The 18,567-nt window shown below is 72.2% G+C and carries 9 protein-coding genes; all 9 read left to right on the forward strand.

Annotated elements, in window-relative coordinates:
- Positions 1–215: 215 nt before the first annotated feature.
- The 9 genes from K3769_RS14440 (at position 216) to K3769_RS14480 (ending at position 18,561) form a co-directional block, all read left to right on the forward strand.
- Entirely contained in the window at positions 216–1,922 is a 1,707-nt protein-coding gene (locus K3769_RS14440) for a glycerol-3-phosphate dehydrogenase/oxidase (protein ID WP_267026831.1), read from the forward strand.
- A gap of 335 nt (positions 1,923–2,257) precedes the next feature.
- Complete coding sequence (locus tag K3769_RS14445; protein ID WP_267026832.1) at positions 2,258–4,243, forward strand: serine/threonine-protein kinase; 1,986 nt, start codon at positions 2,258–2,260, stop codon at positions 4,241–4,243.
- A 154-nt stretch (positions 4,244–4,397) separates the two neighbouring features.
- A complete protein-coding gene (locus K3769_RS14450; protein ID WP_267026833.1) occupies positions 4,398–7,334 on the forward strand; it encodes a serine/threonine kinase C-terminal domain-containing protein in 2,937 nt (978 codons plus the stop codon).
- Between the two features lie 323 nt (positions 7,335–7,657).
- On the forward strand, positions 7,658–9,505 hold the full coding sequence (locus K3769_RS14455; protein ID WP_267031374.1) for a serine/threonine-protein kinase: 1,848 nt from the start codon (positions 7,658–7,660) through the stop codon (positions 9,503–9,505).
- 176 nt (positions 9,506–9,681) lie between these two features.
- Positions 9,682–11,307, forward strand: coding sequence for a serine/threonine-protein kinase (locus tag K3769_RS14460; protein ID WP_267026834.1), 1,626 nt, complete (start codon positions 9,682–9,684; stop codon positions 11,305–11,307).
- Positions 11,308–11,407: 100 nt separating this feature from the next.
- The gene (locus tag K3769_RS14465; protein ID WP_267026835.1) at positions 11,408–13,168 is read left to right on the forward strand and encodes a serine/threonine-protein kinase; all 1,761 of its coding nucleotides are present in this window, start codon (positions 11,408–11,410) and stop codon (positions 13,166–13,168) included.
- 345 nt (positions 13,169–13,513) lie between these two features.
- Entirely contained in the window at positions 13,514–14,956 is a 1,443-nt protein-coding gene (locus tag K3769_RS14470) for a diacylglycerol/lipid kinase family protein (RefSeq protein WP_267026836.1), read from the forward strand.
- A gap of 126 nt (positions 14,957–15,082) precedes the next feature.
- Complete coding sequence (locus tag K3769_RS14475; protein ID WP_267026837.1) at positions 15,083–16,708, forward strand: succinic semialdehyde dehydrogenase; 1,626 nt, start codon at positions 15,083–15,085, stop codon at positions 16,706–16,708.
- A gap of 47 nt (positions 16,709–16,755) precedes the next feature.
- Positions 16,756–18,561 (forward strand): GMC oxidoreductase, encoded by a 1,806-nt coding sequence (locus K3769_RS14480; protein ID WP_267026838.1) that lies wholly within the window; start codon positions 16,756–16,758, stop codon positions 18,559–18,561.
- The last annotated feature ends 6 nt before the right edge of the window (positions 18,562–18,567 follow it).

The raw sequence follows: 18,567 nt of genomic DNA on the forward strand, positions 1-18,567 counted from the left end.
GCGCAATGTCAGACTAGGAGTAAATATGACCGATGTGCGGGATTGCTCGGTTGTGTTTCTCCGGGAGTCGCCGTGGAGATCGCCCGGAGTTGTCCACAGGCGGACCGCCGGTGGTGGCCGATGGCGGGCATCACCGTCAGAATTTGGGCATGGGGGATGTGAGCGGGGCCTCGCCGTACGGGTGAGCCCGGCGCGACAGACAGCTGGAGGCAACTGTGCGGACAGCGACACTGGGACCGGCGGAGCGCGCCGAGTCGCTCGCGGCGATGGCCGAGCGCGAACTGGACGTGCTCGTCGTAGGAGCGGGCGTGGTGGGCGCGGGCACCGCGTTGGACGCCGTGACCCGCGGCCTGTCCACCGGACTGGTCGAGGCGCGTGACTGGGCGTCGGGCACATCGAGCCGGTCGAGCAAGCTGATCCATGGCGGCCTGCGCTATCTGGAGATGCTCGACTTCGCGCTCGTACGGGAAGCGCTGAAGGAGCGCGGGCTGCTCCTGGAGCGGCTCGCACCGCATCTCGTGAAACCGGTGCCGTTCCTGTACCCCCTGCAGCACAAGGGCTGGGAGCGGCTGTACGCCGGATCGGGCGTCGCGCTCTACGACGCGATGTCGATGGCGCGCGGCCACGGCCGCGGACTGCCCGTGCACCGGCACCTCACGCGGCGGCACGCCCTGCGCGTCGCCCCCGCACTGAAGAAGGACGCCCTGACCGGGGCGCTGCAGTACTACGACGCGCAGATGGACGACGCCCGCTATGTGGCGACCTTGGTGCGCACCTCGGCCGCGTACGGGGCGAAGGTCGCCAACCGCGCCCGCGTCACCGGCTTCCTCCGCGAGGGCGAACGGGTCGTCGGCGCCAAGGTGCAGGACGTCGAGGGCGGCGGGGAGTACGAGATCCGCGCCAAGCAGATCGTGAACGCCACCGGCGTGTGGACGGACGACACCCAGGCGATGGTCGGGGAGCGGGGCCAGTTCCACGTGCGGGCCTCCAAGGGCGTCCATCTGGTCGTACCGAAGGACCGGATCACCTCGACGAGCGGGCTGATCCTGCGCACCGAGAAGTCCGTGCTGTTCGTGATCCCCTGGGGACGGCACTGGATCGTGGGCACGACGGACACCGAGTGGGACCTGGACAAGGCGCATCCGGCGGCGTCCAGCGCCGACATCGACTACGTGCTGGAGCATGTGAACGCGGTACTGGCGGTCCCGCTGACACGTGACGACGTACAGGGGGTGTACGCGGGGCTGCGGCCGTTGCTCGCCGGCGAGTCGGAGGCCACGAGCAAGCTGTCGCGCGAGCACACCGTGGCGCATCCGGCGCCCGGACTCGTGGTCGTGGCGGGCGGCAAGTACACCACCTACCGGGTGATGGCCAAGGACGCCGTGGACGAGGCGGTGCACGGCCTCGACCAGCGGGTGGCGGAATGCGTCACCGAGGACATCCCGCTGGTCGGCGCCGAGGGCTACCGGGCCCTGTGGAACGCGCGAGCGCGGATCGCCGCGCGGACCGGCCTGCACGTGGTGCGCGTGGAGCACCTGCTGAACCGCTACGGGTCGCTCGCCGAGGAGGTCCTCGACCTCATCGCCGCGGACCAGTCGCTCGGCGATCCGCTGCCGGCGGCCGACGACTACCTGCGCGCCGAGATCGTCTATGCCGCCTCGCACGAGGGGGCGCGGCATCTGGACGACGTGCTGACGCGGCGTACGCGCATCTCGATCGAGACGTTCGACCGGGGCACGCGCAGCGCACGGGAGGCCGCCGAGCTGATGGCGCCGGTGCTCGGCTGGGACAAGGACCAGATCGAGCGCGAGATCGAGCACTACCAGAAGCGGGTGGAGGCGGAGCGGGAGTCGCAGCGCCAGCCGGACGACCTGACGGCCGACGCGGCCCGGCTGGGGGCGCCGGACATCGTGCCGCTGTAAGGGCCGCAAGAGCCCAACTCGGCGGCGGGCAGGGGGTGGTGCCCGCCGCCGGGAGGGCCGTGTGCGGCGACCGGGCGTCCCGTGGGGGCTTTCGCGCGGGTGAAGTGGGTACCCGCCGGGGGGTATTGACGGAGGCAGCGCCCTCGGCGGTGGCGGCGGGATCCTTCCTTGTCGCAGCTCATGACGGGGGAGGGGCCGGGCCGAGGGGCAGGTGGGGACCGGATGAGGAGCGGTTCGGGGAAGCGCTGCGTCCGGGAGAGGCACCCGGGGCATCGGACGGTCCCCGCGTGGGGGACAATGGAGGCTCTGTCAGGGCGGGTTGCATGAGGGGACGCATGTCGGAGGCGGAGCGGGCGGGAGCATCCCGTCAGGACGATGGTGGACGTCTCCTCGCCGGGCGGTACCGGCTGGGAGGGGTTCTCGGCCGCGGCGGCATGGGCACCGTGTGGCGGGCCGAGGACGAGACGCTGGGGCGCACGGTCGCCGTGAAGGAGCTGCGACTGCCGCCGCGCATCGACGAGGACGAGAAGCGGCGACTGATCACCCGGACCTTCCGCGAGGCCAAGGCCATCGCACGGATCCGCAACAACAGCGCGGTGACCGTCTACGACGTGGTCGACGAGGACGACCGGCCGTGGATCGTGATGGAGCTCGTCGAGGGCAAGTCCCTCGCCGAGGTGATCCGTGAGGACGGACTGCTCACGTCGAAGCGCGCCGCCGAGGTGGGTCTCGCCATCCTCGACGTGCTGCGCTCGGCCCACCGCGAGGGCATCCTGCACCGCGACGTGAAGCCGTCGAACGTGCTTATCGCCGAGGACGGCCGGGTCGTGCTCACGGACTTCGGCATCGCCCAGGTGGAGGGCGACCCGTCCATCACCTCGACCGGCATGCTGGTCGGCGCCCCCTCGTACATCTCGCCGGAGCGGGCGCGCGGCCACAAGCCGGGACCCGCGGCCGACCTGTGGTCGCTGGGCGGCCTGCTGTACGCGGCGGTGGAAGGCGTACCGCCGTACGACAAGGGCTCCGCCATCGCGACGCTCACCGCGGTGATGACGGAGCCGGTCGAGCAGCCGAAGAACGCGGGCCCGCTGGAGAAGGTCATCTACGGCCTCCTGGTGAAGGACCCCGAGCAGCGCCTCGACGACGCCGGGGCGCGCGCGATGCTCACCGAGATCATCAACACGCCCGAACCCAAGGACGAGCCGGAACCGGTGGACGCGACGAAGGTCGTGCCGCTGCCGGACCCGCCCGCGGACAAGTCCGCCAAGAAGGGGACTTCGGGCGGCAAGAAGAAGGCCGCCGCCGCGGCGGCACTGGCTTCCGCGGGGTCCGCGTCGGCCGCCTCGCCGGCCTCCTCCGCCTCGCCCGCCGGATCGGACGCCGCTTCCGGCGCGCCGTCCGGAGCAGCGGCCGGTGCCGCAGCGGGCGCCGGCGCGCCCGCTTCCGCGAAGAACCGGGACGCCGCCGCTTCGGCACTGAACTCCAGTGCGGTCGGCGGAAGTCCGGGCGATTCCGGGCCCGCGTACTCGCGGGGCACCACGTCCAGGGCACCGCTCACCGACGTGGTGTCCCGGCGGACGCTGGTGATCATCGCCGTCGTCGTGGCGCTGGCCGTGCTCGGCACGATCCTCGCCGTCACGCTGGGTGGCGACGACGGCTCGGGCGCGAAGGACAACAAGAGCGGCGACGACAAGTCGACGTCCAGCGGCGCGAACGCGGGAAGCGACACCAAACAGGACGAGAGCAGCGGCACCGATTCGGACGACGACGACAAGGCGGGCTCCTCCGGCGGAGGTGCGACGAAGGAGAGTTCGCCGAGTGCGAGCGCTTCCGGCGAGTCGAGTGGATCGGGTGGGTCGGGAGAGGGCTCAAACAGCGGTTCGGGCAGCGGGGTCGAGTCGACGCACAAGGACGGGCAGGGCTTCTCGATCGGCCTGCCCAAGGGCTGGAAATACCAGTCCACGAGTGCGGCCGGTGCCCGGTTCGCCGGTCCCGACGGACAGAAGCTGCTGGTCGGCTGGACCACGACGCCCAAGGACGACCCGGTGGCCGACTGGAAGAACCAAGAGCAGTACATGAAGCGGTCGCAGTATCAGCGGATCCGAATAGAGAAGGTGGACTACCGCGGCTGGAACACGGCCGACTGGGAATTCACCTATGTGGAGAGCGGCACCGAATACCGGTCCATAGACCGCGGCTTCGTCGTGAACGACAGTCAGGGATATGCGCTCATGTATACCGCGAAGGGCTCGAAATGGGACACCGACCTTCGTAAGGACACGTGGCGCACGCTTACCAAGTCGTTCGAACCGAAGTCCTGAGGGACACGAGACGATTGAGATCTGGTATCTCCTCATGACGGGTTGACTCCGGCACGTATCGTGAGTGGTTGCGGACCGTACGCAGGCACATCTGCAGCCACAACGGGACGTATGGCGAACGGATTTGACCAACCGGGCGGCCGGGGGAGGCATCGTGGAGGACTATGCGGGACGGGTGCTCGCCGACCGCTACCGCCTGCCGCTCCCACCGACCGACGAGTACGAGATCGCCGCCGAGTCCCGGGCCTGGGACACCTACAGCGGACAGGAAGTCCTGGTCCGGCAGGTGCCGCTGCCCGAGGTCGTCGAGGCGGAGGTGCTCGACGCGGACGGGCTGCCCGACGGATTCGTGGCGCGGGACGGCGGGACGCGGGACGGCGGGACGCGGGACGGCGGGGTGCGACGGCCGTCCGCGCGGACCACACGGCGGCCCACCGAGCCGGCCGTGCGACGGGCGATCGAGGCGGCCCAGGCCGCCGCGCAGATACCCGACCACCCGCGGCTCGACCAGGTCTTCGACGTGTTCGCCGAGGGCGGCTCGCTGTGGATAGTGAGCGAGCTGGTGCCCGCGCGGCAGCTCGCGGCCCTGCTCGCCGAGGGACCGCTCAGCCCGTACCGGGCCGCCGAGGTGGCCGCCGACGTACTGACGGCCCTGCGGGTGCTGCACGCGCACGGATGGGTGCACCGGAACATCACCGCGCGCACGGTGCTCGTCTGCGACGACGGCCGGGTGATGCTCACGGGGCTCGCCTCGGGGGCCGCGGAAGAGGCGCTGTGCGGGTACGACCCGGTGCCGGTAGCCGAAAGCGAGACCGGACCCGGCGAGACCGGACCAGGCGGGAACGGAGCGCCGGGCGGCCCGGCAGAGCGGGTCGGCCGGGCCGGACAGGCGGACGGCAGGGCGGGGCAGGTCGGCCGGGCCGGTGGTGCGGTCGGACAGCTCGGCCAGTCCGGTACTCCGGGCCGCGCCGTCGGCCGGGCGGTGCCCGGAGCGCGCGGGACGGACGGCGGCCGTGCCGCGGTCGAGGCCGCGCGCGGTGGCAGTGGCGGCGGCGGTGGCACGGGTGCGCTGCCCGCCCCGCAAGCACACGCCCAGGCCCAGACACACGCCCAAGCTCAGGCACAGGCACAGGCCCAGGCGCAGGGGCGGACGCAGTCACAGGCGGACGCCTCCGACATGGCGCAGCGGGCGCTGGAGGCCGGCGGTGACGTACGGGCCGCGCGGGCCGGGGCCATCGCGGCCTACCGCGCGGGCGCGCGGGCGGCGGCCCGGGTGCAGGAGGAGCAGCGGGGCGGCGGGAACGCGGCGTTGCCCGCTCCGCGGTCGCTGTCCGGCGGGAGCGACGCGGAGACCGGTCAGGCGCCGGGGCCCATCTCGGGTCGGATAGCCGGACAAGGGGTGGAACACACCTCGCCGCCCGGGCAGATCGCCGACCCGTACGGGGTGAGCGGCGCGGGGATGCCGGGCGCGTGGCACGGTGCGGCGCCGCGCAGCGGGGCACCTGCCGTCACGGGCCCCGACCAGGTCCGGCCTCCCGCGCTGCCCGACGGCCGAGGCGGTGGCCATGGCGGCAACGGCGGCAACGGTGCTTACGGCGCCGGTGGCGGGATCGGTGGGACGACCGGCGGCCGGGCGACGGAGGCAGCCGCGTACGGCGCCGGATACGCGCCGTCGGCCGACCACCCGGGCGCGGACGCGGATCCCGGCACGGGCGCAGGTGCGGGCGCAGATACGGGTACGGGAACGGCTGCGGGCGGGGCTCCCACGCAGTGGAGCCAGCTTCCCGCCGGCGCTGCCGCCACCCGGCGGGGTCCGGCGACCGCGCTGGCGGCGGAGCGCGCCCGGCAGGCGCGGATGGCCGTCGTGGGACCCGTCACCGAGCGCTGGGCGCCCGAGCAGGCCGGACCCGTGCACGAGAACTGGCAGCTGGCGGCGCCGATCGGACCCGCCACGGACCTGTGGGCGCTGGGCGCGCTGCTCTTCCGCGCCGTCCAGGGCCACGCGCCCTACCCCGAGGAGAGCACCGCCGAACTGGTGCAGCTGGTGTGCGCGGAGCCGCCGGCGTTCGCGGAGGAGTGCGGCCCGCTGCGGCCGGTCGTGGAGTCGCTGCTGCGCCAGGACCCCACGGAGCGGCTGGACTTCGAGGAACTGCGGGGCTGGCTGCGCTCGCTGGTGCGGTCGGCGCCCGAGCCGGAGGCCGGCACGTTCGTCATAGCGGCGCCGCCTGTGGACCCCGCCCGGCTGCCCGTCATACGCCGTCGGGGCGAGCTGGTCCGCAGGCGTCGCGCCGGGCTGCCCGCGACCACCCCCCACGGCCGCCACAAGCGGGGCAAGCAGGGCAGGGAGGTGAAGCCGCGCCGGCTCGGCCGGACCCTGCTCCTGCTGATCCTGCTCGCCATGGCCGCGGCCGTCGCGTACGCCGTGGCGTTCATGCCCAAGGCGGGCTCCGGCGGTGAGCGCACCGGTTCCGCGGGGGACGTCGTCGCCCCCACCCCCGGTCACTCCGGGGACACCGGCGCGGGGTCGGACGGGAAGGCCAGCTCCGATCCGCAGGGTGAGAAGGCGCCGGGCGACAAGAACAGTCCGAGCCCGACGCGCTCGTCCAGTTCGACGACCCAGACCACCGGCCCCGACCTTCCGCAGGGCTTCACCCTGCGCAAGGACTCCGAGGGGTTCCGGGTGGCGGTCGCCAACGGCTGGGAGCGGACGGGCAAGAACGGACGCGGGCAGGTCGTCTACGCGCACGGGAAGTTCGAGCTGCTGGTCGTGCCCGGACGCGACACGACCGAGGAGTTCGGCAGCGATCCGATGTCCTACCAGCGTGAGGACGAGCGCGAGTTGCAGCCCTTCCGCGACTCGACCTGGGCCACGTCCAGCGGGATGCGGCGGATCGACGTGGGCGGACGGGCCATGGCCGAGGGCCAGTTCACCTGGCAGGACTCCACGGGGGGCGAGGTCTTCGTACGGAACCTCGTGATCATCTCCGGCGGGAAGTACCACGTCGTGCAGCTGCGCGGTCCGGAGGCCGAGCGGGACGAGGTGACGCGGCTCTACGAGCAGGCGTCCTCGACGTACCAGATCACCAAGTGACACCGGCGTACCAGATCACCAAAGGACACCGGCGTACCAGATCACCAAAGGACATCGGCGTACCAGATCACCAAGTGAGACCGGCGTGACACCGACGTGCCGCATCACTGGTTGACGCGACGTCATCACGCCCCGCAGCCAGGGGCCTTGTGCGGCTGTGACCCCGGTTCCGCCGCCAACGCCCGATCACCGTGCGGCAACCGCGCGTTCATACCCGTGGGTACCGTCACAGTGCTGTCTCCGTAGGACCCCGCCGGTTCCCTGGGTGCGTGTCGGTCCTTAGTCTGACCCTGTCAAGAGCATTGCGGGGAAACGTGAATCAGATGCAGGGCCTGCTTCTCGCAGGCCGCTACCGGCTCGCCGACTCCATCGGCAGTGGCGGCATGGGCCGGGTATGGCGTGCGCGCGACGAAGTGCTGCACCGCTCCGTCGCGATCAAGGAGCTGACGGCCGCGCTCTATGTGTCCGAGAGCGAGCAGGTCGTCCTCCTCGCCAGAACCCGGGCCGAGGCCAGGGCCGCCGCGCGCATCAACCACTCGGCCGTCGTCACCGTGCACGACGTACTGGAACACGACGGCCGCCCGTGGATCGTCATGGAACTCGTCGAGGGCGGCTCGCTGGCCGACGCCGTCAAGGACGCGGGACGCATCGAGCCCAGGGAGGCGGCCCGGGTCGGGCTGTGGGTCCTGCGCGCTCTGCGGGCCGCGCACTCCGCCGGCGTACTGCACCGCGACGTCAAACCCGGCAACGTCCTGCTCTCCCACGACCGGCGCGTGCTGCTCACCGACTTCGGGATCGCCCAGGTCGAGGGAGACACGACGATCACCCGTACCGGCGAGATCGTCGGTTCCGTCGACTATCTGGCGCCGGAACGTATCCGCGGCCAGGACCCGGGCCCGTCCGCCGACCTGTGGGCGCTCGGCGCGACGCTCTACACGGCCGTCGAGGGCAGGTCGCCGTTCCGGCGGACGACACCCCTGACGACCATGCAGGCCGTCGTCGGCGAGGAGCCCGAGGCCCCGGAGCACGCGGGCCCGCTCACGTCCGTCATCACCGCCCTGCTCCGCAAGGACCCCGCCGAGCGGCCCGGTCTCGAAGAGGCCGAGCAGATGCTCGCCGAGGCCGCGGAGGGACGGGCACCCGACTCGGCGCAGGCCTATGTGCCGACGCAGCACGTGGACGGCGCGCGGGATACGCGCGGAACGTACGGCGGGGGACTGCCGGGCGCGTACGGGTCCGGGCAGTCCCCCGCTCCAGGATCGGCCCCTCCAGGATCGGCCGCTCCCGGCTCCGAGGACGCCACCCACGCCGGCACCCACGGGTCGTACGGATCCCACGGATCGCACGGGCCCTATGGATACGGGTCCCAGGGCGGCCAGTATGCGCAGGGCCCCGGTACGTACGGCGGTCCGGACGGCCGCGACACCTACGGCAGTCAGGGCCGACCCGCTCCGGACCCGGCCGTCGCCACCGCGAACCAGCCGGCGGTGACCGGCGGGCCGAGGCGGCGGCGGTCCCGTACCGTCGCCGCGGTCGTCCTGGCCGCCGCGCTCCTCGGCGGCGGTGGCGTCGCGGCGATGCTGCTGGCGGACGGATGGGGGGACGGCAGCGCGTCCAAGTCCCCGGACCACTCCTCGTCGCCCAAGGACCCGTCCTCCTCGGGCGGTGCGGACGACGGAAAGCAGACCGGGACGGCCCAGACCGGTGACGTGCCCGTCGGCTGGCAGCGCGTCGACGACCCCAAGGGTTTCAGCCTCGTACTGCCCAAGGGCTGGAAGCGGCAGGTCGACGGCACCCAGATCGACTACACGCCCGACGAAGGCGAGCACTTCGTACGCATCGCCATCGACGACTCGCCGGACTTCGACACCCCCTACCGGCATCTCGTCGACCTGGAACAGCAGATATCCGGGCGGCTGAGCGAGTACCAGCAGGTCGGTCTGGAGTCCAACACCTTCCGCGACCGTCCGGGGGCGCTGTGGGACTTCACCTGGACCGCGCTGGGCAAGGACACGGAGTTTCCCGGGCCGCGCCGGGCCATCGAACAGTCGTATCTCGGCCGTGACGGCGTCGAGTACGTGATCTACATGTCCTCGCCCGCGGCCGACTGGGAGACCGCGCGGAAGCAGTTCGACACCGTTCTGCGGGGGTGGCGACCGCCGGGTTCGTAGTCCGTCCCGCAGAGTGCGCAGTTCGCCGCGCTCCCACACATGCGCCGGTCTCCGCGCCCCCGGAAGAGACTGCGCCGTCCCCCGCGCCCCCGACGGATCGCGGCTTGGTCGGTTGTCGGCCAACCCTCGTCGCGCGGACCCGGAAGGGCTCCGTCCGGTGCGGCATGATGGGACTCATGGCGACCGAGGGGGAAAGACCGGCCGACAACGCCCGGGTCATAGCGGGGCGTTACCGCCTGGAAGCCAGAATCGGCCGCGGCGGCATGGGTGTCGTGTGGCGGGCCACGGACCAGTTGCTGGCCCGGCAGGTAGCGGTCAAGGAACTCGTCGTCGACGCCTCGCTCTCGGCGGCGGAGTCCCGGCTGCAGCGCGAACGCACCCTGCGCGAGGCACGCGCGATCGCGCAACTGCGGCATCCGCACATCATCGTGGTGCACGACGTCGTCGAGCAGGACGAACGCCCGTACATCGTGATGGACCTCCTCGAAGGAGGTTCGCTCGCCGAGCGCATCTCCCGGTCCGGGCCCGTCGGACCGGTCGAGGCGGCGCGGATGGGCATCGACCTCCTCAGCGCGCTGCGCAAGGCGCACGACGCCGGTGTCCTGCACCGCGACCTGAAACCCGCGAACGTGCTCCTCACCCTGGACGGCATCGTCGTCCTCACCGACTTCGGCGTCGCGCAGGTCGCGGGCTCGACGACGCTCACCGAGAGCGGGTCGTTCGTGGGCTCGCCCGAGTACACCGCACCCGAGCGGATGTCCGGCGTCAGGACCGGGCCCGAGTCCGACCTGTGGTCGCTGGGCGCGCTGCTCTGCACGGCCCTGAGCGGCGAATCGCCTTTCCGCCGCGACTCGTTGGGCGGGACACTGCACGCGGTGGTCGTCGACGACATCCTTCCGCCGGCCGCCGCGGGGCCGCTGCTCCCCGTCGTACGGGGCCTGCTCGAACGCGATCCGGAGCGGCGGCTCGACGCGGTCGGGGCGGAGCGGCTGCTCCGGGCGTTCCTGGACACGGGCCGTATGCCGCAGGTCCCGCCCGGCCACACGCCCTCAGGGCGGAACGCGTCGGGCCGGGCTCCCGGCCCCTCGGCGCCGGCGGTCGCGGAGCCGGCCGTGCCGCACCCGCTGAGAGTCCCCTTCGCCGTCACCTCCTCCATGCGCAACGTGCTGATCGCGGCGGCCCTGGTCGCGGCGATGGCCGTGGCGGGCGTGTCGGCCGCCGCGCTGCTGATGGGCGACGGCGACCACGGGCCGACGCCGCCGGGGGGTTCGGTCTCCTCGTCCCGGACGGCCACCGCTCCGACGCCGAGCCCCACCGCCACCGGCTCCCGGCCCACGGCCTCCGCCGGCCGCACGGTCCCCACGGGATACCGTCTCGTCCGCGACGCGGCGGGCTTCTCGCTCGCCGTCCCCGTGGGCTTCACGCGTGAGGCGCAGGACGAGCGCGTCTACTACATGTCGGCCGGGAAGACCTTCCGCATCGGCGTCAAGGTGTCCGCACCGGAACCGGGCGGCCCGCTCGCCGTGCTGCAACGCGCGGCCGAGAAGGGGCCCGACACCTACCCCGGGTACCGCGACGGGCGGGTCACCGAGACCACCCGTGCCGGACGCCCCGCCGCGCTCTGGGAGTTCACCTGGGACGGCTTCAGCGCGGCGGAGGGCGCGCGGCACATCTACGAACTGTGCTGGGAGGAGGGCGGCCGGATGTACGACGTCCTGGTGTCGTCCCCGGTCCGCCAGGCGCGCGAGGCGCGGGAGTACTTCGACGTCGCCGTGGACACCGTGGCCCGTAAGGGCTCTTGAGCCGCATTTCACCGCAAAGCGTGCCTCGCGCGTCACGGGTCTGTGACCGGAAAGCGCCCAGGGTGGAGCGCGGGCGCCCGCCGCGATAAGGATGGACCCCATGAGCAGCAACGGGGGAGCCCCTTACGGACCGGACGAGCCGACGAGTTTCGGTCTGCAACCGCCACGCCCGCCGGTCGCCGTGCCGCACCCCGGGAATCCGTACGCCACGCCCACGCAGGTCGTGCCGGAGACCGTGCCGCAGCAGCAGACGCAGCAGACGCAGCAGGCGCAGCAGGCACCGCGGGCCCAGGCGGAACAGCAGGCGCCGCCCGCCCCCGGATCCGGATCCGCCCCCGACCCCGGATCCGACCCCAGATCCGGTCGGCTCATCGCGGACCGGTACCGGCTGCTCGACAAGCTCGGCCACGGCGGCATGGGAACCGTGTGGCGGGCCAAGGACGAGACCGTGGACCGGGAGGTCGCGGTCAAGGAACCGCGCTTCCCCGACCACCTTCCCGAACGTGAACGAGCCAATGTCTCCGAGCGGATGCGCCGCGAGGCGCGCGCCGCGGCCCGGCTCGACCACCCGGCCGTCGTCACCGTCCACGATGTCGCCGTCGTGGACGGCCGGCCGTGGATCGTGATGGAACTGGTCCGGGGGCGCTCGCTCGGCGCCGCACTCCAGGAGGGCACGCTCGGCGCGCGTGAGGCGGCGAGAATCGGCCTGGAGGTGCTCGGCGCGCTGGAGTCCGCGCACGCGGCGGGCATCCTGCACCGCGACGTCAAGCCGGACAACGTCCTGCTGGGCACGGGCGACCGCGTCGTCCTGACCGACTTCGGCATCGCCCAGATCGAGGGCGAGACGAATCTGACCGACACGGGCGGCTTCGTCGGCTCACCCGAGTTCATCGCGCCCGAGCGGGTGCTGGGGCAGCGACCGGGTCCGGCCTCCGACCTCTGGTCGCTGGGCGTGGTCCTGTACGCGGCCACGGAGGGCGTGTCGCCGTTCCGCCGCAGCAACACGCCCGCGACGCTCCAGTCCGTCCTCAACGCCACGCCGGCCCCGCCCAACGCGGCCACGGGACCGCTCGCCGAGGTCATCAACGGCCTCCTCGACAAGGACCCGGGCCGCCGCCCGGACGCCGCGCGGGTACGCGCCCTCCTGGAGCAGGCCGCGAGACCGCCCCAGCCCGCTCCCGCCCAGCCCGCTCCCACCCGGATCGACCGGCAGCCGGTGCCCGGCGGCAGGGGCGTCCGGGTGGGCCGCAAGGGGTGGACCGGCCTCGGGGCCGTGGTCGTCGCGGCGGCGGTGGCGGCGTACCTGGTGGTCGCCGACCCATTCGCCGGACCGCTGCCGGACGACTGGCGGAAGACCGAGGTGAAGGCACTGGGCGCCACGCTGGCGGTGCCGAAGGGGTACAAGAAGACCGTGCCCGAGGCCGACGCGCCCAAGGGCGAACACTGGGTGCGGTTCACCGACCTGAGCGGCGCGCTGTGGATCAGTCTGTCGCTGGACAAGAAGGCCGAGGACACGTCGGGCGACATCGCCGGGACGGCCTCGGCGGAGATGTACGAGGACGACGCCACGTACAAGCAGAGCGGCGCGTACGGGCTCGACATGGACTCGGACCCCGCGCCCAGGAGCGACCCCAACGACGTCAGGTACAAGGACCGCAAGGCCGCGCAGAACACGGTCGTCTACTCCACGACGGACACCGAGAACCCGCGTCCGCGCGAGATGCAGGTCCTGTACTACAGGACGACGTCGGGCGACATGTACAAGCTGATGATCGGTTACCCGAGCAAGGGTGATTTCACCGAGCGCGGCCGGTCGGTCGCGAAGACGGCCATCGCGAACCTGGACATCGGCAAGCTGTAGACCTCTGCCGACGTGCCCCTTGACGCCTCGCCTCGGCGTCAAGTGGACGCCGACAGCGGCATACTGCTCCCTCGAACCACCGCTCGCCGGATACGACACACGCTGTTGTCTTCGGGGACGCGGGGAACGGCGCAATCTTTCAGGGGCGCGGGGAACGGCGCAGTCCTTCGTCTTCAGGGCCGCGGGGAACGACGCAAGCTGTTGTCTTCAGGGACGCGGGGAACGGCGCAAGCTGTTGTCTTCAGGGGCGCGGCGAACGGCGCAAGCTGTTGTCTTCGGGGGCGCGGGGAACGGCGCAATCTTTTCAGGGGCGCGGGGAACTGCGCGAACAGAGAGGCGGCAGGCGTGGGCCTGGATCTTGACGCACGGGCACATGCCCGGCAGCGCTGGGCGGCACGAAGCGCCCTGACCGCAGCCGGCGCCGCGGTGCTGCTCCCCCTCGCGTTCGGGGGATTCGCGAGCCTGCTGCTCGTAGCGGCGGGGGCGCTCGGCACGGCCGTCACCGTCGCCGCCCTGTGGTGGGTACTGACCCTCAGGGGCCCCTCCCGCGCGGCAGCAGTGGCGCTGGCCGCCACGACACCCGCCGCGGTCGTCTGGTTCTTCGCCGCCGAGAACCTGCTCTGGGTCGTCATCGCCTCCCTGACCCTGTGGGCCTTCGCCGTCTGGGCCGGGAAGTTCGCGCTCAGCAGCACCAGGTCGCACACGGTGAGCGTGCGGGAGCACCGGACCCCGGCCCCCGCCAGCCCCTTCCTCATCATGAACCCGCGGTCCGGGGGCGGGAAGGTCGAGCGGTTCGGGCTGAAGGAGAAGGCCGAGAAGCTCGGGGCGCGGGTCCACCTCCTCGACCCCGACACGCACGAGGACGTGACCGTACTCGCCCGCCGGGCCGTCGCGGACGGCGCCGATCTGCTCGGCGTCGCGGGCGGCGACGGTACGCAGGCGCTGGTCGCCGCCGTCGCAGCGGAGCACGGCCTGCCGTTCCTCGTCGTCAGCGCCGGCACCCGCAACCACTTCGCCATGGACCTCGGGCTCGACCGGAACGACCCGGCGGCGAGCCTCGACGCCCTCACGGACGACGGCGTCGAACTCCGCGTCGACCTCGGCTTCGCCGACACGCACCCCTTCGTCAACAACGCCTCGTTCGGCGCGTACGCGGTCGTCGTGCAGAGCCCCGAGTACCGGGACGACAAGGTCCGTACGACGCTGGAGCTGCTGCCCGAACTGCTCACGCACCAGAAGGGGCCGCGGCTGACCGCCCGGGTGGAGGAGACGGGCCCGGCCGCAGGGCCGGGGACGGGGGGCGCCACGGCGGCGACCGTCGTCGACGGGCCCCAGGCCCTCCTGGTGAGCAACAACCCCTACCGCATGGACGACCCGGCGGGGCTCGGCTACCGCGAGCGGCTGGAGTCCGGCGTGCTGGGTGTCCTCGGCGTCAGGGTCGAGAACGCCGCCGAGGCCGCCGGTCTGCTGCTGGGCAGGCACTCCACCGGGCTCACGGTGCTGACCGCCCGCGAGGTCGTCGTGGACGCCGACCGCCCCGAGATCGAGGTCGGCGTGGACGGCGAGGCCCTCATGCTGCCCACACCGGTACGGTGCCGCATCGAGCCCGGTGCCCTGCGCGTACGCGTTCCCGGGAACCGGCCGGGCGTGCCGGAGCCCAAGCCGCCCATGGACTGGCGCCGGCTGCGCAAACTCGCGGCGGCGGTGGGGCGTACGGCGATGCCCCGGCACCGGGCCCCGCAGCGGGAGGAACCCCGGCCCGTGGACCGGACACCTCCCACGGCCTGATCATTGCTGGACAACCCCCTGATCAGGCCATTTACTGCCAGTGATCACTGGCGCGTTGTGTGTACTCGGTGAAACCCTGTTACCGACGGGTACCCAAAGAGCTCGGGCGGGCATACCCTGCGGCTCATGACGGACTCGCAGGCCCCGGCACAGGCCCCGGAAAAGACCGGTACCAACCCTCTCGCGCCCGCCCCCGAAGGCGCCCGCACGGCCGCTGACGTGGTCACGCCCGAGCTGATCGCCCAGCTCACCCGTGGCGTGGTCGGCTCGGGCCGCACCGCCAACCACACGCCGTTCACCGGCGAGAAGCTGGCCGACCTGCCCGAGTCCACCCCGCAGGATGTGGAGGAGGCCTACGCGCGGGCGCGCGCCGCCCAGTTCCTCTGGGGCCAGATCCCCGTCAAGGAGCGCGCGGCCGTCCTCCTGCGCTTCCACGACCTCGTGCTCGCCCGCCAGGCCGAGGTGCTGGACCTGATCCAGCTGGAGACCGGCAAGGCCCGGCTGCACGCCCACGAGGAGGTCCAGGCGGTCGCCGTCGCGGCCCGCCACTACGGCCGCCGCGCCCCCTTCTACCTGCGCCCCAAGCGGCACGCGGGCGCCATGCCGACCCTCACCAAGGTCACCGAGCTGCGCCACCCGCGCGGTGTCGTCGGCCAGATCGCCCCCTGGAACTACCCCCTCGAACTCTCCGTCGGCGACGCGCTGCCCGCCTTCGTCGCGGGCAACGCCGTCGTGATGAAACCCGACACCGAGACCTGCCTCACCGCCCTGTGGGCCCGTGACCTGCTCATCGAGGCGGGCCTGCCGGCCGACGTCTTCCAGGTCGTCCTCGGCGAGGGACCGGTCATCGGCCCGGAGGTCGTCAAGCACGCCGACTACGTCTCCTTCACCGGCTCCACCCGCACCGGCCGCGAGGTCGCCCAGGGCGCGGCGGCCCGGCTGGTCGGCGTCTCCCTCGAACTCGGCGGCAAGAACGCCATGCTGGTCCTCAAGGACGCCGACATCGACCGGGCGGCGGCCGGCGCGGTCCGCGCCTGCTTCTCCTCGGCCGGACAGCTGTGCATCAGCATCGAGCGCCTGTACGTCCACGAGTCGATCGCGGACACGTTCCTGGAGCGGTTCGCCGCACGCACCAAGGCGATGCGCCTCGGCACGTCCCTCGCGTACGGCGCCGAGATGGGCTCGCTGGTCGGCGAACGCCAGCTGGAGACCGTGACCCGGCACGTCGAGGAGGCCGTCGCCAAGGGCGCGACCGTCGTCGCCGGCGGTGTCGCGCGCCCCGACATCGGCCCGTACTTCTTCGAGCCGACCATCCTCGACGGCGTCGAGGCGCCGATGGCGGTCTGCGGCGAGGAGACCTTCGGCCCGGTCGTCTCGATCTACCGGTTCGAGGACGAGGACGAGGCGATCGCCGCCGCCAACGCGACGGCGTACGGCCTCAACTCGTCGGTCTGGACGAAGGACGGCCGTCGCGGCACCGAGGTCGCGGCCCGGCTGCGCACCGGAACGGTCAACATCAACGAGGGCTACGGGCCCGCGTACGGCAGCGTCCAGTCGCCGATGGGCGGCATGAAGGACTCCGGCCTCGGCCGCCGCCACGGCTCCGAGGGCATCCTCAAGTACACGGAGGCCCAGACGGTGGCCCAGCAGCGCCTGCTGCCGATGGCGCCGTCCCTGGGCATGGACGACGAGAAGTACGCCCGGTTCATGAGCCGCAGCCTGAAGCTGATGAAGGCTTTCCGGTTCCGCTAGAAGCGCCCGGCCACACCACCCGCACGGACACTCAACGAGGAGCACACGTGCCTCAGGAAACGTACGACTACGACGTCATCGTCGTGGGTTCCGGCTTCGGCGGATCCGTCACCGCCCTGCGTCTCACCGAGAAGGGCTACCACGTCGGAGTCCTGGAGGCAGGCCGCCGCTTCACCCGAGGCACACTGCCCAAGAACTCCTGGGACCTCAAGAACTACCTCTGGGCGCCGAAGCTCGGTATGTACGGCCTCCAGCGTATCCACCTCCTCGGCAACGTCATGGTGCTCGCCGGCGCGGGCGTGGGCGGCGGTTCCCTCAACTACGCCAACACCCTCTACGTACCGCCGAAGCCGTTCTTCGAGGACCCGCAGTGGAAGGACATCACCGACTGGCAGGAGGAGCTGAAGCCGTACTACGACCAGGCGCAGCGCATGCTCGGCGTACGGCTCAACCCGACCATGACCCCCTCCGACGTCCATCTCAAGGCCGCCGCACAGCGGATGGGCGTCGGCGACACCTTCCACATGGCGCCGGTCGGGGTCTTCTTCGGTGACGGCGAGGACGCCGACGGAACGGCGAAGGCGCGGCCGGGGGAGCGGGTCGACGACCCGTACTTCGGCGGAGCCGGCCCGGCCCGCAACGCGTGCGCCGAGTGCGGCGAGTGCATGACGGGCTGCCGGCACGGCGCGAAGAACACCCTCAACGAGAACTACCTGTACCTCGCGGAGAAGGCGGGCGCGGTCGTCCACCCCCTGACGACCGTCGTGTCCCTCACGGACGACTCGCAGGGCGGTTTCGCGGTCTCGACGCTCCCCACGGACCGCGGGCGCAAGGGCGAGGGGCGCAAGGGGCGTGCGGGGCGTGAGGGGCGCGTCTTCAAGGCGCGCCGCGTGGTCCTCGCGGCCGGCACGTACGGTACGCAGACCCTGCTGCACCGGATGAAGGCGGGCGGCCAGCTGCCGTACCTGTCGAAGCGGCTGGGGGAGCTGACCCGTACGAACTCAGAGGCGCTGGTCGGCGCGCAGACCAGCGACCGCCGCTACCGCAAGGCCACCGGTGAGGCGAAGGCCGACTTCACCCGCGGTGTCGCCATCACGTCCTCCATCCACCCGGACGCCAACACGCACATCGAGCCCGTCCGCTACGGCAAGGGCTCCAACTCGATGGGCAGCCTGTCGATCCTCCAGGTTCCGTACACGGAGGGCTCGTCGAGGGCGTTCGCCTGGCTGGTCAACGCGGTGAAGCACCCCACCCTCGTGGCGCGCTCGCTCTCCAACCGCCGCTGGTCGGAGCGGACCATCATCGGCCTGGTGATGCAGTCCCTCGACAACTCCCTGACGACGTACCTGAAGCCGAAGGGCGCGGGCAAGGGGCTGCTGACGGCACGCCAGGGGCACGGGGCCCCCAATCCGAAGCAGATCAGGACCGCCTCGGAGGGCGCCTCCGCGATCGCCGCCGAGATCAACGGGTTCGCGGGCTCGAACGTCGGCGAGCTGATGGGCACCCCGCTGACCGCCCACTTCCTGGGCGGCTGCCCGATCGGCGCCTCTGCCGACGAGGGTGTCATCGACCCGTACCACCGGCTGTACGGGCATCCGGGCATCTCCGTCGTCGACGGCGCCGCGGTCTCGGCGAACCTGGGCGTGAACCCGTCGCTGACGATCACCGCACAGGCCGAGCGCGCGATGTCGTACTGGCCCAACAAGGGGGAGGAGGACCCGCGTCCGGCGCCCGGCGGGGCGTACGAGCGCCTGAGGCCGGTCGAGCCGCTCGCCCCCGCGGTCCCGGCGGACGCCTTCGGCGCCCTGAAGCTCCCGTTCCTCGGCATGCCCCCGATGCCACCGAAGAAGTAGCCCCAA

The sequence above is a fragment of the Streptomyces ortus genome (genome assembly GCF_026341275.1).
Lineage (GTDB): Bacteria > Actinomycetota > Actinomycetes > Streptomycetales > Streptomycetaceae > Streptomyces > Streptomyces ortus.